Below are 21455 nucleotides of genomic sequence, written 5' to 3'. Positions count from 1 at the left end.
ACGGCTCGGTTTATATGCAGCGATGATAATAGGACCTAATGGATATTTTTCCAATGCGCTGCAAAATAAAGGTTTTCATCGCCGGAAAAACAAACGCCGCCCAGCAGGGGCGACGTTCGAAGATGATTCGGTTTGAAGCGGACCGCTGGTCGCCTAGAATTCCTGCCAGTCGCCATGCGCGGGTGCTGCCGCAGGCTGGGCGTTAAGCGCGCGGCTAACACTGTTCATCAATTTGCGGGCCGGAGACGCCACCGCCGGCGTCCTGCCGGAGACTGCCACCGGTCCGGCGGAGACCGTCATCGGCCTTGCGGGCTGCTCGATGCGGGGGCTGCGCTGCACATTCTCCGCGCCGACGTTGAAGCGCGCCACGAGCGTCACGAGATGGTCGGCCTCGCTGCTCAGCTTGTGGGTTGCGGCCGAGGTCTCCTCCACCATGGCGGCGTTGCGCTGCGTTACCTGGTCCATCTGGTTGATGGCGGTATTCACCTCGTGCAGTCCGGTGGACTGTTCCCTGGCGGCCGTGGCGATCGAATGGATGTGCTCGTTGATTGCCAGAACGCGTGTCTCGATCTCGCTCAGTGCGCCGCCGGTTCTCTGCACCAGCGATACGCCACGCCCGACCTCCTCGCCGGATTTGGTGATCAGCGCCTTGATGTCCTTCGCGGCCGTTGCGGATCGTTGCGCAAGTTCTCGCACTTCCTGAGCGACGACGGCAAAGCCCTTGCCCGCTTCACCCGCACGGGCGGCTTCCACACCGGCATTCAGCGCCAGCAGGTTGGTCTGGAAGGCGATTTCGTCGATGACATTGATGATCTGGCTGATTTCGCGCGAGGCGTGCTCGATGCGATCCATGGCGGACACGGCATCGCGCACGACATTGGCGGACTCTTCCGTCTTCTGCTTCGTTTCGGCAACCATGGCGCTGGCTTCCTGCGCACGATCGGTCGAATTGCGGACGACGGCGGTAATCTCATCCAGAGCGGCGGAGGTTTCCTCCAGCGCCGCCGCCTGCTGTTCGGTCCGCTTCGACAGGTCGTCGGCCGCCGAGCGCAATTCGTTCGCGTTGCCGCTGATGCCTTCCGTGCTGCCGCGCACTTCGCGCATCGTCTCGCGCAGCTTGGTCAGCGTCTGGTTGACGTTCCCCTGGAGTTCGGCAAAGACGCCGCGGAACTCGCCATCCATTCTCTCCGTCAGATCGCCCCGCGCAAGGCCTTCGATGACGCGGCTGGTCTCGGATACGCCATTATGGACGCCGGTGAGGAGCGAATTGATCGTCGCGGCGAAACGATTGAGGTTGTCGTCGCCGTAGTCCTTGTTGATGCGGCGGCTGAAATCGCCCTGGGCCGCAGCGTCGACGACGATGGCCATGCCGGCCTGCAGATCGTCGCTCTTGGCGCGCATGGCGGCTTCCTGCGCATTCATGCGGCGCACTTCGCTGCCGTTTTTCTTGAAGACCTCGACGGCCGCAGCCATTTCGCCGATTTCGTCGTTGCGGCCAAGATAGGGGACGTCCGCGTCGAGATTTCCATCGGCCACGGCATTCATCACCTGCGAAACCCTGCGGATGGGTGCGCTAAGCTGCCGTGTTCCGATGTAGAGACCGAAAGCGGCTCCCGCGCCGACACCGGCAACCGTCACCGCGACGATCACCCAGAATATGGCGGTGCTGAAAGAATCGACTCCCGCCTTCACGACTTCAAGTTCGGCAAGGTCGTTTTTCACGACACCATCGATCTCCGCCTGATAGGCCTTGCGGTTGGCGCGGTTCGCCTCGTTATTGCCCTGCTGGCTGGCCGCCTGCGGCCCGTTTTCCTTCGCCAGTCGCACGGTCTCCAGACGGAAAGTGCGGAATTCCTTGGACCGGCCGACAAGCTTGTCGAAACTCGCCTGCTGTTCCGCCGGCACGAGCGGCGCCCAGCTGGCAATGAGCTTTTCCATGGCGTCGAGGTTTTTGACCATGCCGTCGGCAAAGGGGGTGGCTGCCGCCACATCGGCTGCCGCGTAGACACCGCGTGCCTCCATGACGACTGCCGTTACCAGACGGTTGAGCGCCTCGCCCTTGTAAGCCCTCTCGGCGGTTTCCTCGAAATGATGCGACCGAACCCGGAATTCGTTGATCGCATAGATGGACAGCCCGCCAATGGTACAGGCCACAAGGCTCATCAGCCCGACAAGAAGATTGATACGACCGCGAATTCTCAACTTCGTTCCCCCAACAAAAACCAGCCGCGCGATGAAAATGGGAAGCTGGCATAACTTTTCGCGTCACAAGATTTATCAATGCTGCGTTAAGAAAGAATTTCAGATTTTATCGATTGCGCGCCGGAATCGGCCTCTATCGGCAGTCGGCGAAGGAGATGGCGGTGCGTTTTCCGCAAAAGGTGAAGCGCGAAAACCCCTTCGGCAATTGACTTTGCTCGGCCTATGCCCTTATAAGCCGCGCACGCTCGGCCATTGAAAGCTCGCCCAGGCGGGGTTAGCCGTGCAAAAAACGAAACGCTCTTGCAAATTATTGCAAATTCAAGAAGGGCCGCACACCGCGGTATTAAATAAATGTCGAAGCGTACTTACCAACCGTCCAAGCTTGTCCGCAAGCGTCGCCATGGCTTCCGCGCCCGTATGGCTACCGCCGGCGGCCGCAAGGTTCTCGCAGCCCGCCGTGCGCGCGGCCGCGCTCGTCTTTCGGCTTAATTGCCGCCTCTGTGACCCGGTGAAAGTCGCGGGCACATGAGTAAGACAGGAAAACTGCCCGGCCGGCTTAAAAACCGGTCGGATTTCCTTGCCGTTCAGGCAGGAGAAAAACGGCGGGGAGGCACCTTTCTTCTGGAAGTGCTTGACCGGAAAGCCCCGGAAACCGAGCCTCGCGTCGGTTTTACCGTAACGAAAAGACAAGGCAACGCGGTCGAGCGAAATCGCATGCGCCGCCGTCTCAAGGAAGCCGTCAGGCTTTCTGCCGGATTCGCAATGAAGCCCGGTCATGACTATGTGATTGTCGCCCGCAGGGACGTGCTCGATACGGCCTTCCCGAAACTTCAGTCTCTCCTTAACGAGCGAATTGAAGGAACGGCGAAACCGAAACGGTCCCAGGAGACCCGCTCCAGGAAAGAATGATGGAAAAGAACCGTAATTACTTCATCGCGATAGCCCTTTCGGTTGTCATCGTCCTCGCCTGGCAATTCCTTTACATGAATCCGCGTATCGAGCAGCAGCGCCGCGCCGAAGAGGCCCGCCAGGCGCAGCAGCAGCAGACGACGCAGCAACAGCAGCCGGCGCCGGGCGCCGCACCAGGCGCTGCCGTTGAAGGCGCACCGCCCGCCTCCTCACCGCAGACTGCCGCCACGGCGACCCGCGAAGAGTCGATTGCAAGAACCCAGCGCGTGGCCATCGACACCAACGCCATCGCCGGCTCGATCAACCTGACCGGCGCGCGTTTCGATGACATCCGGCTCAAGGGCTACCATGAGACCGTCGATGACTCGAGCCCGATCATCACGCTGTTTTCGCCCTCCGACACCAAGGACGGCTACTTTACCGAACTCGGTTACGTTGCGGCACAGGAAGTCGGCGGCGTTCCCGGCCCGACCACCGTGTGGACGCTGGCAAGCGGCGACAAGCTGACGGAAGCCAGCCCGGTCACCCTCACCTATACCAATTCCAAGGGCGTGATTTTCTCCCGCACGGTTTCGATCGATGAGCATTACATGATCTCGGTCGCCGACAAGGTGGAAAACCCCGGACAGGCGGCGATCTCCTTTGCCACCTATGGCCGTGTGACGCGCAACAACAAGCCCGCAATTCCCCCGGTCTTCGTCATCCATGAAGGTTTCCTCGGCGTTTCGGGCAAAGACGGCAGCCTGACGGAAGAAAAGTACAAGGACGTCGAAGAAGCACCGGTAACGGTTGCCAAGGCGACCGGCGGCTGGCTCGGCATCACCGACAAATATTGGGCCGCGGCCATCGTTCCGCCGCAGACGACGCCGTTCGAAACCCGTTATTCGCATATTACCGGCAATCAGCCGAGCTATCAGGCCGATTTCAAGAGCGACCCGCTGACGGTCGAGCCTGGCCAGTCGATCGAGCTGAAGAGCCTCGTTTTCGCTGGCGCCAAGGAAGTGCCGCTGGTCGACCGTTACGAGACGACCTACGCCATTCCGAAGTTCGACCTTCTGATCGACTGGGGCTGGTTCTACTTCATCACCAAGCCGATGTTCAAACTGATGGATTTCTTCTTCCGTTATTTTGGCAATTTCGGCGTGGCGATCCTGCTCACCACCATCGTCGTCAAAGCTCTCTTCTTCCCGCTCGCCAGCAAGCAATATGCTTCCATGGCGAACATGAAGCGCGTGCAGCCGAAGATGGAAGAGTTGAAGGCCAAGCATGGCGATGACCGCATGGCCATGCAGCAGGCGATGATGCAGCTCTACAAGGAAGAGAAGATCAATCCTGTTGCCGGCTGCTGGCCGATGCTTTTGCAGATTCCGGTCTTCTTCGCGCTCTACAAGGTCATCTACGTCACCATCGAAATGCGGCATGCGCCGTTCTTCGGCTGGATTCACGACCTTTCCGCGCCGGATCCGACGTCGCTGTTCAACCTCTTCGGCCTTCTGCCCTATGATGTTCCGCACTTCCTGATGATCGGTGTCTGGCCGCTTGTCATGGGCATCACCATGTTCCTGCAGATGCGCATGAACCCGACGCCACCCGATCCGACGCAGGCGATGATCTTCAACTGGATGCCGCTGATCTTCACCTTCATGCTGGCCTCCTTCCCGGCCGGTCTGGTCATCTACTGGGCATGGAACAATACGCTCTCCATCACCCAGCAGGCCGTCATCATGAAGCGCCAGGGCGCCAAGATCGAGCTGTTCGATAACATCAAGGGGCTGTTCAAGCGAAAGCCGGTGCAATCGAAATGAGTGAGACCGGCACGGCAACCGAAAAGCCCCTGTTCGGGCGACCCTGGATTTTCATTCGCGGCGTTCCCGCGATGAAATTCCTGCCGCCCGAAGGCCCGCCGGAGATTGCCTTCGCCGGTCGTTCGAATGTCGGCAAGTCCTCGCTCATCAATGCGCTGGTGGGCCACAAGGGGCTTGCCCGCACGTCCAATACGCCCGGACGCACGCAGGAACTGAACTATTTCGTTCCGGATGGCTATTCCGGCGAAGCGGGCGATCTGCCGCCGATGGCGCTGGTCGACATGCCCGGTTACGGTTATGCGCAGGCCCCCAAGGATCAGGTCGATGCCTGGACCAAGCTCGTCTTCGATTATCTGCGCGGCCGTGCGACGCTTAAGCGCGTTTACGTGCTGATCGATTCCCGCCACGGCGTGAAAAAGAACGACGAGGAGGTTCTGACCCTGCTCGACAAGGCGGCCGTTTCCTACCAGATCGTGCTGACGAAGACGGACAAGATCAAGGATGCCGGCGTTCCGCGGCTGATTGGCGAAACGCTGGAGAAAATCCGCAAGCGTCCCGCCGCCTATCCGGAAGTTCTCGCCACATCCTCGGAAAAATCATTCGGGCTGGATAGCCTGCGGGCCGAGATCGTCAGAACGATCTCTCTTTGAGAGACACGCCTCTCAGGCGATGGTGAAAAGCAGAACGGCGGTCCAGAGCGTCGCCGTCAACGCCAGAAGGCGCCAGAAGCGCACGGAATGCCAGACCTCCGAAAGCATGGCTGCGAACATGCTGCCACCCCGTAGCGGCTGGCCCCTGAATGGCAGGCCGGAGCGGCTTGGGTCCCGTTCCAGCAGCGCGGCAACGGTCGCGTTTTCGCGATATTCGGTTTCCGCCAGATTGTCCCGCCAGCGCCTGACCATGGCGGCGAACTGGCGGTCGCGTTTGACGCGCTTGGCAAGCTCCGCCATGCTTTCCGGCGGCAGGGCACCCAGCACATATTCGCCCGCAAGGACTTCATCCCGCAAACCGCTTTGCTTGTCTCGATCGGGTGCCGTCATGTGGTCTCTCGCTCCTCGGTCGTTCAGGTCAGCATCGCTCCCGCGGCGCGCGACATCCCATGTCGCCCTGAATTAACCCCTCCCCTTTCCCCTGCAAGGCTGGTCCCATTGGGCCTTTATGTCAATCTCATTACGGGGCCGGGACAGCCAAAAAAAAGAAATTTGACCGCTGCCGACACAATAAGGCCAGGAGGTTATTTCATCCGTCAAAGACTTGCTTTAGAGCGGTGACAGGCTTTCAACGGCCGCAACCACAGACCGAGGTTTTTAGATGACGTCTTCCGAAAGCGAAACTCAGGCGCGGCTGCTCGCACAGGCTCTGCCTTTCATGCAGAAATACGAGAACAAGACCATCGTGGTGAAATATGGCGGTCACGCCATGGGGGATTCCACGCTCGGCAAGGCTTTCGCGGAAGACATCGCCCTTTTGAAGCAATCCGGCATTAACCCCATCGTCGTACATGGCGGCGGCCCGCAGATCGGCGCGATGCTGACCAAGATGGGCATCGAATCGAAATTCGAGGGCGGCTTGCGCGTCACCGACGCCAAGACGGTCGAGATCGTCGAAATGGTTCTGGCCGGCTCGATCAACAAGGAAATCGTCGCCCTTATCAACCAGACGGGTGAATGGGCGATCGGCCTGTGCGGCAAGGACGGCAACATGGTCTTCGCCGAAAAGGCGAAAAAGACCGTCATCGATCCTGACAGCAATATCGAACGTGTGCTCGATCTCGGCTTTGTCGGGGAAGTCACCGAAGTCGACCGCACCCTGCTCGACCTGCTCGCCAAGTCGGAAATGATCCCGGTCATCGCCCCGGTCGCGCCAGGCCGCGATGGCGCCACCTACAATATCAACGCCGATACCTTCGCCGGCGCGATTGCGGGTGCGCTTCACGCCTCGCGTCTGCTGTTTCTCACCGACGTTCCCGGCGTTCTCGACAAGAACAAGGAACTCATCAAGGAACTCACCGTCTCGCAGGCGCGTGCGCTCATCAAGGACGGCACGATTTCCGGCGGTATGATCCCGAAGGTCGAGACCTGCATCGACGCCATCAAGGCCGGTGTTCAGGGCGTGGTGATCCTCAACGGCAAGACGCCGCATTCCGTGCTTCTGGAAATCTTCACGGAAGGCGCCGGCACGCTCATCGTGCCCTGATGTGCTTCAGGTGGCGGACGGCAAGCCTGTCCGCCACAACAACTGGCATTCAGCCGAATGCCAGCAGCGACAGCACACCCACGACAATCAGCAGGCAGCCGGACAGTTCGAGCCGGTTGATCTTCTCCTTGAAGAAAAGCACGGTCGAGGCGAAGGCGAAGAGCATCTCCACCTGCGCCAATGCCTTCACCACGGCGGCCTGCTGCAGGGTCATCGCCGTAAACCAGCCGAACGAGGCCGTAGCGCCCACGAAACCGACCGCAAGCGACGGTTTCCACACCCTGGCGATGCGCCGCAACTCTTCCCGCTCGCGCCAGACGATCCACAGGAACATCGAAACCGTCTGCATGACGATGACGACAACGAGGGTAAAGCCCGCCTGCATCATCGCGTCCGGAGCGGGAAGGCTCGGCGCAAGCGCAAGCGACGCCGATCGGTAGGCGACCGATGACAGGCCGAAGAAAGCCCCCGAGGCAAGGCCGATACCCGCCGTCCGGCTGAAGATCGACGTGAAGAAGGAAGCGGGCGTGACTTCCGTGCGTGCCACCGAAATCAGCATGACGCCGGCGACCGAGATGGCGATGGCCGCCAATGTGCCGCCATTGACGCTTTCCCCGATGAAAATAAGCGCGAACAGCGCTGCCTGCGCCGGTTCTGTGCGGGAATAGGCCGTTCCAACCGCGAAGTTGCGGAACGAGAACAGGTGCACCAGCAGGAAGGTGGCGGCGATCTGCGCCATGGCGCCGACCGTCGCCCACACGGCAAAGGACGTGTTGGGCACCGGCAGAGGGCGACCGAGCCCGAAATGCAGGAAAGCAAGATAGGCGAGAGCGAAAGGCATGCCGAACACGAAGCGCACGAAGGTCGCGCCCGTGGTGCCCATCATGCCCTTGAGGTGCTTCTGCAGGGTCGAGCGCAGGTTCTGCAAGAACGCGCTTGCGAAAGTGATGCCTATCCAGAGTTCCATGGCCTTGGCGGTATCATGGGCCGGAGGCCGCAGCCAAGCCCGATTTTCTGATCAATCGTCGTCTTTTCGATTTTCTTCGGCTTTCGAAACGGGCATAAAGCAGGCCATGGACACAAAGCCGAAAAACCTGCCCGAAGCCGCCGATTTCGACCATGTGAGCGAATGGGTCTTCGATCTCGACAACACGCTCTATCCGCATCACATCAATCTGTTTTCGCAGATCGACCGTAACATGACGGCCTATGTGGCGGAGCTTCTGAAGCTCGATCCCGACGAGGCCCGGGCGCTGCAGAAACGCTATTATCATGACCACGGCACGACGCTTCAGGGCCTGATGATCCACTACGGCATCAGCCCGGACGAGTTTCTGGAACGCGCCCATGCCATCGATTATTCGGCGCTGAAGCCGCATCCGGAACTCGGCGAGGCAATCAAGGCTTTGCCGGGCCGCAAATTCATTCTTACCAATGGCAGCGTCAAACATGCGCAGGCCGCCGCCGGTGCGCTCGGCATTCTCGATCATTTCGAGGATATTTTCGATATCGTCGCTGCGGGCTATCTGCCGAAACCGGCCAGCGCGACCTATGAGAAGTTCGCGGCGCTTGCGAAACTCGACACGCAAAAAGCCGCCATGTTCGAGGATTTACCCCGCAATCTCGCGGCGCCCAAAGCGCTCGGCATGAAGACCGTTCTGCTCGTCCCCGCCAATCTCGAGGGCATCATCATGGAACGCTGGGAAATCCCCGCCGTCACGGATGCGCATATCGACTACATCACCGACGACCTGACCGGTTTCCTGACGAAAACCATCGCAGGCTGAGCAGCGAACATTACCGAAGCTTCATCCACCTTACGGATGTTTAAGTGGTGAGGCGCATTGGACGTCACTATCTTCTCTTCAGGGACACCAAAGAAAGGTAATGACGATGACCACACGAAAAATCGCCCTGTCTGCTCTTGGCGCAGCCCTTTTGATCGGCACGGCCGCGACGGCAAGCTTTGCCGCCCCACCCGCTCCGGGCAAAGGCCATGGCGAGCGCATGCCGATCCGCCAGGAAGCGGCCTTCGTTCACCTGCTGAAGGTGGCTGACAGCAACAAGGACGGCAAGATTTCCAAGGAGGAATTCGCCGCCCGTCAGGACGCGCTCTTCACAGAGATCGACAAGGACAAGGACGGCTCGATCACGCCGAAGGAAATGCGTGAGTATCGCCAGGCGAAAATGGAAGCTTTCCGCGCCGCCAATCCGCGCCCCGAGCGTGAGGACGCCAAAGCCGAAGACGGCAAGGGCCCCGAGGGCAAGCGCGCCGAAAGACATGCCGAGCGCGAACATGGCGGCCGTTTCGGCCATCAGGGCTGGGGTAAGCATGGCGGCAAGGGCGCAGGTTTCGCGCTGATCCGCTGGGCCGATACCGACGAGAACGGTCAGGTCAGCAAGGCCGAATTCACCGCCGCCGGCGAAAAGATGTTCGAACGGCTGGACAAGAACAAGGACGGCGTCATCTCCATCGACGACATGCCGGACCGCCCGTTCCTTTAACCCGCTAAAGAAAAAGCCCGCTCAAAAGCGGGCTTTTTTCTTCAATGCAGGCTGACGGTCTGGAGATCGTCTTCGGCAGCCTTGAAAAACGTACTGGACCGGTTGTCCGTCAGGAGGATCGGCGTACCATCTGCACCGAACAGCGCCCAAAGGTCCAATTGCGGATCGAGATCGGGCGCTTCCGGGAAACAGCGGCTGACGTCTTCCGCGCGGATCTTGCGGATATATCCCACTTCTCCTTCGCCGATATGGGCGAGCTGGGATTGGGTGAGACGCGCATGCGCTTCTTTCAACAGCATATTTCAGCCTCCTTCTTCACGCCGAGCGATTCGTGTCGGATTCCGGCGTTCACGTTCTACTCTGAGACGGAAATATTAATTTTCTTCACCACGTTTGAAATTTCCGGCCGGACCAGATCGATGGAAAGAAGGCCGTTGCGCAGGCGCGCTTCCCTGACCTGCATACCATCGGCAAGCACGAAAACCCGCTGGAACTGGCGCGCCGCGATGCCGCGATAGAGAAAATCGCGTTTCTCCTGTTCCTGCTGGCGTCCGCGAATGACGAGCTGATTATCGGCCGTCGTCACATCCAGATCGTCCTGCGAAAAACCGGCAACCGCGATGGTGATGCGCAGGCGTTCCGGCACGTCGCCGCTGCCCGGCAGGCGCTCGATATTATAGGGAGGATAGCCGTCATTGGCCTTCGCCATGCGCTCCAGCGTTTTTTCCATGGCATCAAAACCCAGCAAAAGCGGGTGGGTGAATGGCGTCATGCGGCTCATGTCTCTTTTGTCCTTGCAACCAAGCGACGTTTCGCGGTCCCGCTTCCGGCAACCTCGCCGGTCAATCGCACCGGCCCCTGCAATATGGGAAGCACAACCGCAATACGCAAGACGCGGTGACGAGCAAAGGGGACACCGGGGAATGAGGCTTGACAAGTGAGCACCCGCCGCTCGAAAAAAGCGCTCATCTCAACGGCGGGCAAGACATGGCAGAACGCAGAAAAATCATTATCGACACCGATCCGGGCCAGGACGACGCAGCGGCAATCATGCTCGCCTTCGCAAGCCCGGAGGAAATCGACATTCTCGGATTGTGCGCCGTCGCCGGCAACGTTCCGCTGAAGCTCACCAGCCGCAACATCCGCATCATCAGCGAATTGTGCGGCCGCACCGATATTCCCGTCTATGAGGGCGCCGAGAAGCCGCTGGTGCGCAAGCCCATCACCGCCGAGCACGTTCACGGCAGCACCGGCCTCGACGGCCCGGTTCTCGATGAGCCGACCATGGAAGCGCAAAAGCAGCACGCGGTCGATTTCATCATCGAAACGCTGATGCGGGAACCCGCCGGCACCGTAAGGCTCTGCACGCTCGGCGCGCTGACCAATGTGGCGCTGGCGCTCCTGAAGGCGCCTGAGATCGCCGACCGCGTCAAGGAACTGGTGATGATGGGCGGCGGCTTCTTCGAGGGCGGCAACATCACCCCGGCGGCGGAATTCAACATCTATGTCGACCCGCAGGCCGCCGATATCGTCTTCCGCTCCGGTATGCCGATCGTCATGATGCCGCTCGACGTCACCCATCAGTTGCTGACGACCAAGGCTCGGGTCAGCCGCATTCGCGACATTGGCACGCGGCCGGCCATAGCCATGGCGGAAATGCTGGAATTCTTCGAGCGTTTCGACATCGAAAAATACGGCTCGGACGGCGGCCCGCTGCATGATCCGACCGTCATTGCCTATCTCGTCAAACCTGAACTGTTTCAGGGTCGCGAGTGCAACGTCGAAATCGAGGTCCATTCGGAACTCACCATGGGCATGACCGTGGTGGACTGGTGGAATGTTACCGAACGACCCGCCAATGCCCGCGTGATGCGTAATGTGGATGCCGACGGCTTCTTCGAGTTGCTGACGGAACGTTTCGCCCGTCTCTGACGGAAGCGGACATGAAAAAGGGCCGCTGGCGATACCAGCGGCCCTTTTTATTTGAGACGGAAATGGCGCGTCAGAACTCCGTCCAGTCATCCTGCGCCAAAGCGTTTGCACCGTTGGTTCTCGGGCGGGCGCGGGGCGCGGCCGGGCGGCCCGACGCCTGCGCCGGAGCGGCGGGTGCGCGCATTGCCGCCGCCGTGGCGCGCAGTTGCTGGCTGGAATGGCCGCCGGAAACGGAGAAACCGGCAACGAGCGACTTCAGCGTTTCGGCCTCGCTGTTCAGCGTCACACTCGCAGCGGTAGTTTCTTCCACCATTGCCGCATTCTGCTGGGTCACCTGATCCATTTGGGTGACGGCGGAATTGATCTCCTTCAGGCCGACTGCCTGCTCGCTGGCGGAAGCGGAAATCTGCCGTATCAGCTGGTTGATCTGCAGAACCTGATCGGCGATCTTTTTCATCGTCTCGCCGGCCTTGCCGACCAGCTGGACGCCCTCGCCCACCTGCATGGCCGAGGTGTTGATGAGACCCTTGATCTCCTTGGCGGCGGTGGCGGACCGCTGCGCCAGTTCGCGGACTTCCTGTGCGACGACGGCAAAGCCCTTGCCGGCATCACCGGCGCGGGCGGCTTCCACGCCCGCATTCAGCGCCAGAAGGTTGGTCTGGAAGGCGATCTCGTCGATAACCCCGATGATGCGGGAGATTTCGGCCGATGATTGCGCGATGCCTTCCATGGAATTCACGGCCTGCTGCACGACCTCACCCGACTTGCCCGCATCGTCGCAGGCATGGCTGACGGCTCCGGCCGCCTCTGCGGCGTTTTCCGCGCTGGAATTGACCTGCGCGGTCAGCTCATTGAGGGCGGCGGCGGTTTCTTCAAGGCTTGCGGCCTGCTGTTCCGTGCGGTGCGAAAGATCGCTGGCGGCGCGAGTGATCTCGCCCGTACCGTTACCGATGCTGACGACGGTTGCATTGACGGTGGAAACCGTTTCCTCAAGGCTCGCAAGCGCCGAGTTGAAGTCCTCGCGCAGCTTCGCATATTCGCCGGGAAACTCGTCCTCGATACGGTAGGTGAGATTGCCCTGCGAAAGCGCATTGAGGCCAGCACCCAGCACGCCGACAATGTGCTGCTGCATCCGGCTGTTTTCAGTACGCTCGGATTCCGAGCGCTGGCGCGCCGTTTCCGCGTGACCACGCTGGGCCTCGGCTTCGGCCTCCATCTCGCGGATGCCGGCAAGCTTTGCGCGGAAACCTTCAAGCGCAGTAGCCACCGCACCCGTCTCATCCCGGCGTTCCTGTCCGGAAACCGGCACATCGTAGCGCCCGTCGCTCAGCGTCCTGACGTCGGAAACCAGCGAGGCAAGCGGATTGCGGACGAAATGGCGCACGGCGAAATAAAGCGCGGTGATGACGGCGGCGAGAATGACGATCGCGCCGATGATCATCATGTAGGTCTGTTCCTGAACCGGTGCGTTCAGGGCCTGATGGGGAATATCCACCAGCACCACCCAGGTCGCGTTGAGACCCGGAACGGCGAAGGGATAGACGAGACGATTATAGGGCGCGTCCGTGTCGAGGCCGAGATTTTCGATAAGGCCCTGCTTGCCGGAGGTGATCGCCGCCTGAACGGTGCTCGCACCGTCTCCGTCATAGGCTTTCATATTCTGCGCGGGCGTCGGCGGCACCAGCCACTGGCCGCCCTGCGAAACGAGCGTTACGCGGCCGGTCTCGAAAGGGTGCAGCGCCTGCAGCTTCTGCGACAGCGAAGCCAGCGAGATATCGACACCCGCCACGCCGATCATCTTGCCGTCCGACATGACCGGATAGGCAAGCGAGGTCATGGTTGTGGGTACTTCCGTGCCTTCCGCGAGATAGGGCTGGGTAATGGCGCCCTTGCCGGATTTGGAGGCAAGCGCATACCATTCCGCCGCGTAATCATTCTTGAAGGTCGAGAACTGGATGTCGCCCTTCTGGGTCTTCGACCAATAGGGCGCAAACGCACCGTTTTCATTGGTGCCGAGATCGAGCCTGCCCGCAATCTCCTTGCTCTGCCCGTCAAAGAGGCCGAGCTGCTCGCAGAACCAGCTTCCGAAAGCAAAGGCATTCTGCTCGACATTGGCCTTGAGGATGTTGACGATGCCGGGACGATCCATCGATTTCGCCTGATGCGCACGGCCGATGACGCCGGCCATGGAGCGCGCGGCGCTGCCGAGTTCACCGACATCGGCGGCGATGACGTTGGCGATGGCGCGCGCTTCGGTATTGGCCTGATCCATGGTCAGCGCGTGCACGCGCTCACTCGTCTGGGAAATGAGGAAGGAATTCGATGCAACGAGAACCGTGGTGATGGCGCAGCCGGTTACGAGGATCAGCTTGGTCGCAAGCGACTTCACTTGGAAATTGAACATTTTGGCCTCGATCAAATCGCCCGCCCGAAAAGGCTGACGTCAACGGATGATAAATCTCCGTCATGGAGGCCCGTCCACAGGGGACAGTGCGCTGCAGCGCGGCGGGGCAAAATTAGAAGAAGATTGCTAATTAAGCCCTAAAATTACTTCGTCGCGCCAAGCATAATCAGTGTTCGTAGTGGGCCGAGATGATTTTCCATGCATCGTCGGCCGTTTCGGCAAAATGCAGAAGATTCATATCTTCAGGCGCGATGGTGCCGAAATCCGCCAGGAATTCGAAATTGATCACCGATCGCCAGAATTTTTCTCCGAACAGGATGAGCGGAATGGGCTCCATACGCTTCGTCTGGATGAGCGTCAGGGCCTCGAACAATTCGTCCAGCGTGCCGAAACCGCCGGGGAAGATCACCACCGCTTTCGCCCGCATCAGGAAATGCATCTTGCGAATGGCGAAATAGTGGAAGTTGAAGCTCAGCTCCGGCGTCACATAGGGGTTCGGCGCCTGCTCGTGCGGCAGGACGATGTTGAGGCCGATGGACGGGCCGCCGGCATCGGCAGCGCCGCGATTGCCCGCTTCCATGACACCGGGACCGCCGCCGGTGACCACGACATATTCGAGGTGATCGGACTTCGCGGCATAGTCGGTGCAAAGCCGCGCGAACTTGCGCGCCTCGTCATAATAAACCGAGGATTGCTCCAGATTGCGCTTCTGCATCTCGTTGCGCGCCGCCCAGGCTTCGCCGCCGGGTTCGGGAATGCGGGCGCCGCCGAACATGACGACGGTGGATTTGATGCCGCGCTCGGTCAGCGCCATTTCCGTCTTCAGCAGTTCCAATTGAAGCCTGACGGGGCGCAATTCCTCGCGGCAGAGAAAATCCATGTCCACATAGGCGAGGCGATAGGACGGGGAATCCGACTGCGGTGTTTTTTGAACGACCTCGGCCTGCTGCTTGTCCACGGCACTGCGCTTCAACGGGTCCCATACCCCGTCCTTGCGCCGCAACTTGCCGTTTTTCAGTCGTGTCATTTCCATGCCTTTCGTCTGACGCGCCAAATCACCCAAATCACATTGACGCCTTTCCAACACTCCCTTAGATCAAATGACCAAAGCCTTCCAGCGGCGCGGGACCATCCGTGACCACGAACACCACGCGACTTTAAGGAATTTTCCATGAGCCTTACGGATCTCACCTCCCTCGAAACCATCATCGAAACCGCCTTCGACAACCGCGATGGTGTGAACGTATCGACGAAGGGCGAGGTTCGCGACGCCGTGGACACATCTCTTCAACTTCTCGATAGCGGCAAGGCACGCGTGGCCGAAAAGCAGGCTGACGGAAACTGGAAGGTGAACCAGTGGCTGAAAAAGGCCGTGCTCCTCTCCTTCCGCCTGAACGACATGGAAATCGTGACCGGCGGACCGGGCGAATCCACCTGGTGGGACAAGGTGCCGTCGAAGTTCGAAAACTGGGGTGAAAACCAGTTCCGCGCCGCCGGTTTCCGCGCCGTGCCGAACGCCGTCGTGCGCCGCTCCGCCTATGTCGCCAAGAACGTGGTGCTGATGCCTTCCTTCGTCAATCTCGGCGCCTATGTCGATGAAGGCACGATGGTAGACACCTGGGCAACTGTCGGCTCCTGCGCGCAGATCGGCAAGAATGTGCACCTCTCCGGCGGTGTCGGCATTGGCGGCGTTCTGGAGCCCTTGCAGGCGGGCCCGACGATCATCGAGGACAATTGCTTCATCGGCGCCCGTTCGGAAGTCGTGGAAGGCTGCATCGTGCGCGAAGGCGCCGTTCTCGGCATGGGCGTCTTCATCGGCAAGTCCACCAAGATCGTCGACCGCGCCACCGGCGAGATCACCTATGGCGAAGTGCCGCCCTATTCCGTCGTCGTTGCCGGCACCATGCCGGGCAAGCCTTTCCCGAACGGCGAGCCGGGCCCGAGCCTCTATTGCGCCGTCATCGTCAAGCGCGTCGATGAAAAGACCCGCTCCAAGACCGGCATCAACGAGCTTCTGCGCGACTGATATAAAGCGACTGCCATGACCACGACCGATCCCGTTGCCAATCTCGCCGCCCTCATCCGTTGCCCTTCGGTGACGCCTGCGGAAGGCGGCGCGCTTTCCCTGCTCGACACCCTGCTTTCGCCGCTTGGTTTCCAGGTGGACAGGATGGTGGCGAGCGAGGCGGGAACGCCTGACGTGGAGAACCTTTACGCCCGGCTTGGCACCGAAGGTCCGCATCTGATGTTTGCGGGCCATACGGATGTCGTTCCGGTGGGCGATGAGGCCGCATGGAGCCATCCGCCCTTTGCGGCCGAAATCGCCGGCGGCGAAATGTTCGGTCGCGGTGCGGTGGACATGAAGGGCGGCATCGCCTGTTTCGTTGCCGCCATTGCCCGCCATATCGAAAAACACGGCAAGCCGCGGGGGTCCGTTTCTTTCCTGATTACAGGCGATGAGGAAGGCCCGTCGATCAACGGCACCTCCAAGCTGCTGGAATGGGCGGCCGCCAAGGGCGAGACATGGGACGCCTGCGTGGTGGGCGAGCCGACCAATCCCGACCAGCTTGGCGACATGATCAAGATCGGCCGCCGGGGATCGCTTTCCGGCCGCATCACGGTTCATGGCGTGCAGGGACATGCCGCCTATCCGCATCTCGCCGACAATCCCATTCGCGGTCTGCTGCAACTGACCCATGCGCTGATGCATCCGCCCTTCGATCATGGCACCGACAATTTCCAGCCCTCCAACCTGGAAGTAACGACCGTCGATACCGGCAATGCCGCGACCAATGTAATCCCGGCGCGGGCGACGGCCTCCTTCAACATCCGTTTCAACGATACGTGGACTGCAGAGAGCCTGCGCGCGGAAATCGTCCACCGCCTCGATGCCGCCGCAGCAGAAGGCGAGCTGCGCCCCGACCGTGCGCCGGTGAAATACGATATCGTCTGGGCCGACCGCCCGGCTCATGTCTTTCTTACCCGGAACAATGCTCTCATCTCGTCGCTTTCCGGCGCGGTGGAAGCCGTGACGGGCAAGGAACCCAAGCTTTCGACCACCGGCGGCACCTCGGATGCGCGTTTCATCAAGGATTATTGCCCGGTGGTGGAATTCGGCCTCGTCGGGCAGACCATGCATATGGTCGACGAGCGTGTGGCGGTTGCGGATCTCGAGACGCTGACGCGCATTTACGAGACCTTTATCGAACGCTGGTTCGCCCATGCCGACGGCAAGTGAAATAAGGCTCTATCTGACGGGCCTGTGGCTTCTGCTGCTCGGCGACCATAATGGCGCACGTTATCTGGACCTCTCCGAGCGCGGCATGTGGCGGTCCTTCTATTCCGCCCTCTGGTGCCTGCCGGCCATGCTGGTTTCCTGGCTGTGGCTGCGCGCCGCCTTCCTCGCCAGCTATCCGCCCGGCACTGGAACGGGCTTCATCTTCTTCTTCCGTCTGGCGATGGTCGAGGCCATCTGCTGGATCGTGCCGCTGCTGTTGATCGGCATGCTGCTGTTTGCCTTCGGCGCACGGGAAAAATTCGCGCCGCTCGTCACCACCATGAACTGGCTGTCGCTGCCATTTTCCTATGCCTATGCGGTTCTGATCCTGATCGCATTCTTCCTGCCGCCCTTGCAGGGGCTGATCGCCATTCTCTGGCTGGCGCTGCTTCTGTCGCTGGTCTTCGCCTTCTCGCGAATTGTGCGGTTCTTCATCCGCGACCAGTCACTGCTCGTCTCGGCCATCGTCATGACGCTGCTGGTGCCCGGCATGCTTCTGTCGGAAGCGCTGCAGCGTTTTCTCGGCGTTTATCCGGCCTGAGAACCGGCGTGGGTTTTAGCGGTCAGTCCGCGTCCTCAGCCATATCGGCTTCAGGGTACCTGCGACGCAGCGGAATGACGTCGGGATAATCGACCTGCATGAAATAGAGACCGTCCGGCGGCGCGACAGGGCCGCAGGCCTTGCGATCCCGCGCCTCCAGTGCGGCGCGCACATCCTCGGGCGTCATCGTGCCTTCGCCCGCGAGTTTCAGCGTGCCCGCGAAAGAGCGGATCTGGTTATGCAGGAAGCTCTGCGCGGTCGCACGTATCTCGATGAGATCGCCGGTGCGCGTCACATCCAGCCGGTCGAGCGTGCGCACGGGGCTGTTCGCCTGACAATGCACGGAGCGGAAGGTCGTGAAATCATGCCGGCCGACGAGCATCTGGGCGGCTGCATGCATACGCTCATGATCCATGTCCTTCGACACCCACCATGCCCGCTTGTGCTCCAGCGCCAGCCGGGCCTTGCGGCAGATGATGCGGTAAAGGTAGTGCCGACGAAGGGCGGAAAACCGGGCGTCGAAATCATCGGTCACGGAAGCAGCATCGAGGACGGCCACGGCTTCGCCCGCCATGGCGAGATGCGCATTGAGGGCGTTGCGAAGCTTGTAGGGCTCCCAGTCTCGGGAAAGATCGACGTGGACGACCTGCCCGACGGCATGCACGCCGGAATCGGTGCGGCCGGCGCCGCGAATGGAGACGCTCTCTCCCGTCAACGAGCGAACCGCAGCCTCCAGCGCACCCTGAACCGACGGGCCGTTATCCTGTCTCTGCCAGCCATAATAAGGCGTGCCGTCATATTCGACGGTCATGCGAAAACGTGGCATCAGCCGAGCCTCGTTGTGGTCGGAACCGGTGTGCCGCGTACGAAATCGGCCGCCGACATCGGCTTGCCGCCCGCCTTCTGCAAGCGGGTGAGCCGCACGGCGCCGCTGCCGCAGGCAATGGTAAGGGTGTCATCGAGCGCCGCGCCCGCTTCTCCCATGCCGCTGGCCAGTTCGGAGGCCAGAACCTTCACGCGCTCCGCCTTGCCACCGATGTCCATTTCCAGCCATGCGCCGGGAAACGGCGAAAGGCCGCGAATGTGATTGTGTACATCCTGCGCCGGCCTGGAAAAATCGATGCGGGTCTCGCCCTTGTCGATCTTCGCGGCGTAAAGAACGCCTTCTTCCGCCTGCGTGACGAGCGGCAGGTCGCCGGCTTCCAGCTTGTCCATAGCCTGCCGCATCAGCCGCGCGCCGGCCAGCATCAGGCTGTCGTGCAATTCTCCGGCGGTCATGTTCTCATCGATCGCGACCTTGGCGGTCAGCGCGACGGGGCCGGTATCGAGCCCCTTTTCCATTTTCATGACCATCATGCCGGTCTCGGCATCGCCGGCCATGATGGCCCGCTGGATGGGGGCAGCGCCGCGCCAGCGCGGCAGCAGCGAGGCGTGGCCGTTATAACAGCCAAGGCGCGTGCCGCTGAGGATCGCTTCCGGCAGCAGCAGCCCGTAAGCCACGACAACCGCCACATCGGCATTGAAATCTCGGAACTGCTGGCGGTCTTCCTCTGCCTTGAAGTTCACCGGCGTCAGCACAGGCAGGCCCAACAATTCGGCGGCCTGATGCACCGGGGACTTCTGCAGATCGAGGCCACGACGGCCGCCGGGACGCCGCGGCTGGGTGTAGACCGCAACGATCTCGTGGCCGGCCTCCACCAGTGCACGCAGGGTGGGAACGGAAAATTCCGGCGTACCCATAAAAATGATGCGAAGAGCCATCGTCGCCCCCTGCCCTGTCGTCCATTCCGGTCCAGAGAGGACGGATCAGATCTTTGCGCGGGCCGCTTTCGTGAATTTCTTGATGACCATGTCGCGTTTCAGCCGCGAAATATGGTCGATGAAGAGAACGCCGTTCAGGTGATCGATCTCGTGCTGCAGGCAGGTGGCGAGCAGGCCATCCGCCTCGACTGTCTGCTGCTTGCCGTCACGGCCGACATATTGCACCGTGAGCGACGCGGGACGCTCGACCTCGGCGTAATAATCGGGGATGGAGAGGCAGCCTTCCTCATAGGTCGAGACATCGTCCGACACCTTGAGGATTTCCGGATTGATGAAGACGATCGGAGTTTTTTCCTCGCCTTCACGCGCAACGTCGATCACCAGCATGCGGCGCGCCACGCCGATCTGAATGGCGGCGAGGCCGATACCCGGCGCATCATACATGGTTTCCAGCATGTCGTCGGCAAGACGCAGCACCTCGGCATCCACCTTTTCGATGGGCTTCGATTGCTGGCGCAGCACGGGATCGGGCAAAATGATAAGCGGTTTGATGGTCATGGCTTCCCATAACGTATCTCTTGCGCGGAGGAAATAAAAAACACGAGGTTCAATCCGCCTCCGGCATCCGCCCCGCCCGACTCATTTCCGCCGCAGGAATGTTCTTGTTTTGATCTTCCGAATCACAAGAAACCTGCTAGATTTAATCATGAGCATAGATTTCTCCGTTCTCCTCGATCCCGCGTTACGGGCCGGCTCCGTCGACATCAGCTTCGGCGCGCTGCTCGTGGCTCTGGTTTTCGGTCTGGTCACCACCTGGCTGGTGACGGCGAGCCGTGGGAAAAAAGCGGGAGCCGATGGCGAAATCTCCGACCTCCTCAAAACACAGTCCGAACTGCATGGCCGCATCGCCGCCATGGCGGAAACGCTCGGCACCCGCCAGACCGAGATGAGCCAGACGCTGAACCAGCGCCTCGACGGCATGTCGCAGCGCCTTGGCGAAACACTGACGGAGCAGACCCGATCGACGCATGAGAATCTGAGCCGCCTGCAGGAGCGCCTCGCGGTTATCGACGCCGCGCAGGGCAATATTCAGGATCTGGCCAAGGACGTCGTCGGACTTCAGGCCATCCTTTCCAACAAGCAGACGCGCGGCGCCTTCGGACAGGCCCGCATGGAGACGCTGATTGCCGATGCGCTTCCGGCCGGGGCCTTCCAGTTGCAGCCGACGCTTTCGAACGGCTACCGGCCGGACTGCACCATCAAGATGCCCAACAATGCTCCGCCGCTCGTCATTGACGCCAAGTTTCCGCTGGAGGCATGGAACGCCATCAAGGCGGACGAAACACCCGAAACCAAACGCGCCGCCGTGCAGCAGTTCCGCCGCGATATGGAAGTACATATTCGCGACGTGGCCGAGAAATACCTCATCCGCGGCGAGACGCAGGATACGGCCTTCATCTTCGTGCCGTCCGAATCGATCTTCGCCGATATCCACCAGCATTTCGAATATCTGGTGCAACGCGCTCACCGCGCCCGTGTCGTCATCGTTTCGCCATCGCTTCTGATGCTGTCGGTACAGGTCATCCAGTCCGTGCTCAAGGATCAGCGCATGCGCGAGCAGGCGCATCTCATCCAGGGTGAAGTGGCATTGCTCATGGACGATGTGCGGCGGCTGGACGACCGGACGCGCAAGCTGCAGGCCCATTTTGGACTGGCCCAAAAAGATATCGACATGATGCTGATCTCCTCCGACAAGGTGCTGGCGCGCGGCCAGAAAATCGAAGGCCTCGATTTTTCACCGACGGAAAAAGAGACTTCGCATGGGGAAATCGAGCAGGCTCGACGCTTTGCCGAGAACAGGGCGGGAACGGCAAAGTTGCGGGTGGTTGACGACGAGTGATCCGCTCGGGCAAAGTCGCCGCC

Annotated in this window: 22 protein-coding genes; 12 read left to right on the top strand and 10 right to left on the bottom strand. The window is 60.7% G+C overall.

All coding sequences use genetic code 11. The features are described 5' to 3' along the window. Positions 1-153: 153 nt before the first annotated feature. Positions 154-2202 carry a methyl-accepting chemotaxis protein gene (locus L901_RS18415; RefSeq protein ID WP_059759392.1) on the bottom strand — a complete coding sequence of 683 codons (2049 nt, stop codon included), beginning with the start codon at positions 2200-2202 and terminating at the stop codon, positions 154-156. A 351-nt stretch (positions 2203-2553) separates the two neighbouring features. Here L901_RS18415 and rpmH point away from each other — a divergent pair, with 351 nt between their 5' ends. Genes rpmH through yihA form a run of 4 tightly spaced genes read left to right on the top strand, consistent with a single transcriptional unit; the run spans position 2554 to position 5566 of the window. After that, positions 2554-2691 (top strand): 50S ribosomal protein L34, encoded by a 138-nt coding sequence (rpmH, locus tag L901_RS18410; RefSeq protein WP_003493611.1) that lies wholly within the window; start codon positions 2554-2556, stop codon positions 2689-2691. A 36-nt stretch (positions 2692-2727) separates the two neighbouring features. Next, complete coding sequence (gene rnpA / locus L901_RS18405; RefSeq protein WP_003520031.1) at positions 2728-3111, top strand: ribonuclease P protein component; 384 nt, start codon at positions 2728-2730, stop codon at positions 3109-3111. Next, the gene (gene yidC, locus L901_RS18400) at positions 3111-4916 is read left to right on the top strand and encodes a membrane protein insertase YidC (protein WP_059759389.1); all 1806 of its coding nucleotides are present in this window, start codon (positions 3111-3113) and stop codon (positions 4914-4916) included. The genes rnpA and yidC overlap by 1 nt, the downstream gene beginning before the upstream one ends. Next, positions 4913-5566 (top strand): ribosome biogenesis GTP-binding protein YihA/YsxC, encoded by a 654-nt coding sequence (gene yihA / locus L901_RS18395; RefSeq protein ID WP_035263945.1) that lies wholly within the window; start codon positions 4913-4915, stop codon positions 5564-5566. Before yidC ends, yihA begins: the two co-directional genes overlap by 4 nt. A gap of 12 nt (positions 5567-5578) precedes the next feature. Here the strand turns inward: yihA and L901_RS18390 are convergent, their stop codons facing one another. Continuing rightward, a complete protein-coding gene (locus L901_RS18390; RefSeq protein WP_020812283.1) occupies positions 5579-5956 on the bottom strand; it encodes a hypothetical protein in 378 nt (125 codons plus the stop codon). 271 nt (positions 5957-6227) lie between these two features. Between L901_RS18390 and argB the strand changes: the two genes are divergently transcribed. Then, a complete protein-coding gene (argB, locus tag L901_RS18385) occupies positions 6228-7112 on the top strand; it encodes an acetylglutamate kinase (protein ID WP_003503698.1) in 885 nt (294 codons plus the stop codon). 49 nt (positions 7113-7161) lie between these two features. Here argB and L901_RS18380 read toward each other — a convergent pair whose 3' ends face one another. Next, a complete protein-coding gene (locus L901_RS18380) occupies positions 7162-8079 on the bottom strand; it encodes a DMT family transporter (RefSeq protein ID WP_031234346.1) in 918 nt (305 codons plus the stop codon). A gap of 106 nt (positions 8080-8185) precedes the next feature. On the opposite strand from L901_RS18380, the gene L901_RS18375 reads away from it, so the two are divergent. Together L901_RS18375 and L901_RS18370 are read left to right on the top strand one after the other, a co-directional pair. After that, a complete protein-coding gene (locus tag L901_RS18375; protein WP_035263943.1) occupies positions 8186-8899 on the top strand; it encodes a pyrimidine 5'-nucleotidase in 714 nt (237 codons plus the stop codon). 100 nt (positions 8900-8999) lie between these two features. Further along, positions 9000-9617, top strand: a complete 618-nt coding sequence (locus L901_RS18370; protein WP_035263941.1) for an EF-hand domain-containing protein — start codon at positions 9000-9002, stop codon at positions 9615-9617. A gap of 41 nt (positions 9618-9658) precedes the next feature. Here the strand turns inward: L901_RS18370 and L901_RS18365 are convergent, their stop codons facing one another. Together L901_RS18365 and L901_RS18360 are read right to left on the bottom strand one after the other, a co-directional pair. Then, positions 9659-9916: a DUF1150 family protein gene (locus tag L901_RS18365; RefSeq protein ID WP_003520040.1), complete on the bottom strand. Its 258-nt coding sequence runs from the start codon at positions 9914-9916 to the stop codon at positions 9659-9661. Between the two features lie 56 nt (positions 9917-9972). Further along, positions 9973-10398, bottom strand: a complete 426-nt coding sequence (locus L901_RS18360; protein WP_003520041.1) for an Hsp20 family protein — start codon at positions 10396-10398, stop codon at positions 9973-9975. A gap of 206 nt (positions 10399-10604) precedes the next feature. On the opposite strand from L901_RS18360, the gene L901_RS18355 reads away from it, so the two are divergent. Beyond that, the gene (locus L901_RS18355; RefSeq protein ID WP_059759388.1) at positions 10605-11549 is read left to right on the top strand and encodes a nucleoside hydrolase; all 945 of its coding nucleotides are present in this window, start codon (positions 10605-10607) and stop codon (positions 11547-11549) included. A 70-nt stretch (positions 11550-11619) separates the two neighbouring features. Here the strand turns inward: L901_RS18355 and L901_RS18350 are convergent, their stop codons facing one another. Together L901_RS18350 and L901_RS18345 are read right to left on the bottom strand one after the other, a co-directional pair. After that, positions 11620-13953, bottom strand: coding sequence for a methyl-accepting chemotaxis protein (locus L901_RS18350; RefSeq protein ID WP_059759509.1), 2334 nt, complete (start codon positions 13951-13953; stop codon positions 11620-11622). 166 nt (positions 13954-14119) lie between these two features. Further along, positions 14120-14986 (bottom strand): LOG family protein, encoded by an 867-nt coding sequence (locus L901_RS18345; protein WP_371259721.1) that lies wholly within the window; start codon positions 14984-14986, stop codon positions 14120-14122. A 138-nt stretch (positions 14987-15124) separates the two neighbouring features. Here L901_RS18345 and dapD point away from each other — a divergent pair, with 138 nt between their 5' ends. Genes dapD through L901_RS18330 form a run of 3 tightly spaced genes read left to right on the top strand, consistent with a single transcriptional unit; the run spans position 15125 to position 17771 of the window. Beyond that, positions 15125-15979: a 2,3,4,5-tetrahydropyridine-2,6-dicarboxylate N-succinyltransferase gene (gene dapD / locus L901_RS18340; RefSeq protein ID WP_059759385.1), complete on the top strand. Its 855-nt coding sequence runs from the start codon at positions 15125-15127 to the stop codon at positions 15977-15979. A 15-nt stretch (positions 15980-15994) separates the two neighbouring features. Beyond that, positions 15995-17191 (top strand): succinyl-diaminopimelate desuccinylase, encoded by a 1197-nt coding sequence (gene dapE / locus L901_RS18335; RefSeq protein ID WP_059759383.1) that lies wholly within the window; start codon positions 15995-15997, stop codon positions 17189-17191. Further along, the gene (locus L901_RS18330) at positions 17175-17771 is read left to right on the top strand and encodes a hypothetical protein (RefSeq protein ID WP_003520047.1); all 597 of its coding nucleotides are present in this window, start codon (positions 17175-17177) and stop codon (positions 17769-17771) included. The genes dapE and L901_RS18330 overlap by 17 nt, the downstream gene beginning before the upstream one ends. A 22-nt stretch (positions 17772-17793) precedes the next feature. Here the strand turns inward: L901_RS18330 and truA are convergent, their stop codons facing one another. Genes truA through def form a run of 3 tightly spaced genes read right to left on the bottom strand, consistent with a single transcriptional unit; the run spans position 17794 to position 20090 of the window. After that, positions 17794-18597, bottom strand: coding sequence for a tRNA pseudouridine(38-40) synthase TruA (gene truA, locus L901_RS18325; RefSeq protein WP_059759380.1), 804 nt, complete (start codon positions 18595-18597; stop codon positions 17794-17796). Next, positions 18597-19532 (bottom strand): methionyl-tRNA formyltransferase, encoded by a 936-nt coding sequence (gene fmt / locus L901_RS18320; protein ID WP_059759377.1) that lies wholly within the window; start codon positions 19530-19532, stop codon positions 18597-18599. Before fmt ends, truA begins: the two co-directional genes overlap by 1 nt. 45 nt (positions 19533-19577) lie before the next feature. After that, complete coding sequence (def, locus tag L901_RS18315; RefSeq protein ID WP_003503724.1) at positions 19578-20090, bottom strand: peptide deformylase; 513 nt, start codon at positions 20088-20090, stop codon at positions 19578-19580. A gap of 148 nt (positions 20091-20238) precedes the next feature. Here def and L901_RS18310 point away from each other — a divergent pair, with 148 nt between their 5' ends. Next, complete coding sequence (locus L901_RS18310) at positions 20239-21432, top strand: DNA recombination protein RmuC (RefSeq protein WP_059759374.1); 1194 nt, start codon at positions 20239-20241, stop codon at positions 21430-21432. Positions 21433-21455 lie beyond the last annotated feature (23 nt).

Source organism: Agrobacterium sp. D14, from assembly GCF_001526505.1.
Taxonomy (GTDB): Bacteria; Pseudomonadota; Alphaproteobacteria; order Rhizobiales; family Rhizobiaceae; genus Agrobacterium; species Agrobacterium leguminum.
The sequence above is the reverse complement of the archived record's forward strand: the minus strand, read 5'-3'. Positions and strand labels throughout refer to the sequence as shown.

Bases quoted from the DNA above. Each gene is read 5' to 3' on its own strand.
- dapE (WP_059759383.1), top strand. From the start codon at position 15,995: ATGACCACGACCGATCCCGTTGCCAATCTCGCCGCCCTCATCCGTTGC.
- rnpA (WP_003520031.1), top strand. From the start codon at position 2,728: ATGAGTAAGACAGGAAAACTGCCCGGCCGGCTTAAAAACCGGTCGGAT.
- L901_RS18345 (WP_371259721.1), bottom strand. From the start codon at position 14,986: ATGGAAATGACACGACTGAAAAACGGCAAGTTGCGGCGCAAGGACGGG.
- fmt (WP_059759377.1), bottom strand. From the start codon at position 19,532: ATGGCTCTTCGCATCATTTTTATGGGTACGCCGGAATTTTCCGTTCCC.
- def (WP_003503724.1), bottom strand. From the start codon at position 20,090: ATGACCATCAAACCGCTTATCATTTTGCCCGATCCCGTGCTGCGCCAG.
- yidC (WP_059759389.1), top strand. From the start codon at position 3,111: ATGGAAAAGAACCGTAATTACTTCATCGCGATAGCCCTTTCGGTTGTC.
- L901_RS18330 (WP_003520047.1), top strand. From the start codon at position 17,175: ATGCCGACGGCAAGTGAAATAAGGCTCTATCTGACGGGCCTGTGGCTT.
- dapD (WP_059759385.1), top strand. From the start codon at position 15,125: ATGAGCCTTACGGATCTCACCTCCCTCGAAACCATCATCGAAACCGCC.
- L901_RS18365 (WP_003520040.1), bottom strand. From the start codon at position 9,916: ATGCTGTTGAAAGAAGCGCATGCGCGTCTCACCCAATCCCAGCTCGCC.
- L901_RS18375 (WP_035263943.1), top strand. From the start codon at position 8,186: ATGGACACAAAGCCGAAAAACCTGCCCGAAGCCGCCGATTTCGACCAT.
- argB (WP_003503698.1), top strand. From the start codon at position 6,228: ATGACGTCTTCCGAAAGCGAAACTCAGGCGCGGCTGCTCGCACAGGCT.
- L901_RS18350 (WP_059759509.1), bottom strand. From the start codon at position 13,953: ATGTTCAATTTCCAAGTGAAGTCGCTTGCGACCAAGCTGATCCTCGTA.
- rpmH (WP_003493611.1), top strand. From the start codon at position 2,554: ATGTCGAAGCGTACTTACCAACCGTCCAAGCTTGTCCGCAAGCGTCGC.
- L901_RS18355 (WP_059759388.1), top strand. From the start codon at position 10,605: ATGGCAGAACGCAGAAAAATCATTATCGACACCGATCCGGGCCAGGAC.
- L901_RS18360 (WP_003520041.1), bottom strand. From the start codon at position 10,398: ATGAGCCGCATGACGCCATTCACCCACCCGCTTTTGCTGGGTTTTGAT.
- yihA (WP_035263945.1), top strand. From the start codon at position 4,913: ATGAGTGAGACCGGCACGGCAACCGAAAAGCCCCTGTTCGGGCGACCC.
- L901_RS18390 (WP_020812283.1), bottom strand. From the start codon at position 5,956: ATGACGGCACCCGATCGAGACAAGCAAAGCGGTTTGCGGGATGAAGTC.
- L901_RS18370 (WP_035263941.1), top strand. From the start codon at position 9,000: ATGACGATGACCACACGAAAAATCGCCCTGTCTGCTCTTGGCGCAGCC.
- truA (WP_059759380.1), bottom strand. From the start codon at position 18,597: ATGCCACGTTTTCGCATGACCGTCGAATATGACGGCACGCCTTATTAT.
- L901_RS18310 (WP_059759374.1), top strand. From the start codon at position 20,239: ATGAGCATAGATTTCTCCGTTCTCCTCGATCCCGCGTTACGGGCCGGC.
- L901_RS18380 (WP_031234346.1), bottom strand. From the start codon at position 8,079: ATGGAACTCTGGATAGGCATCACTTTCGCAAGCGCGTTCTTGCAGAAC.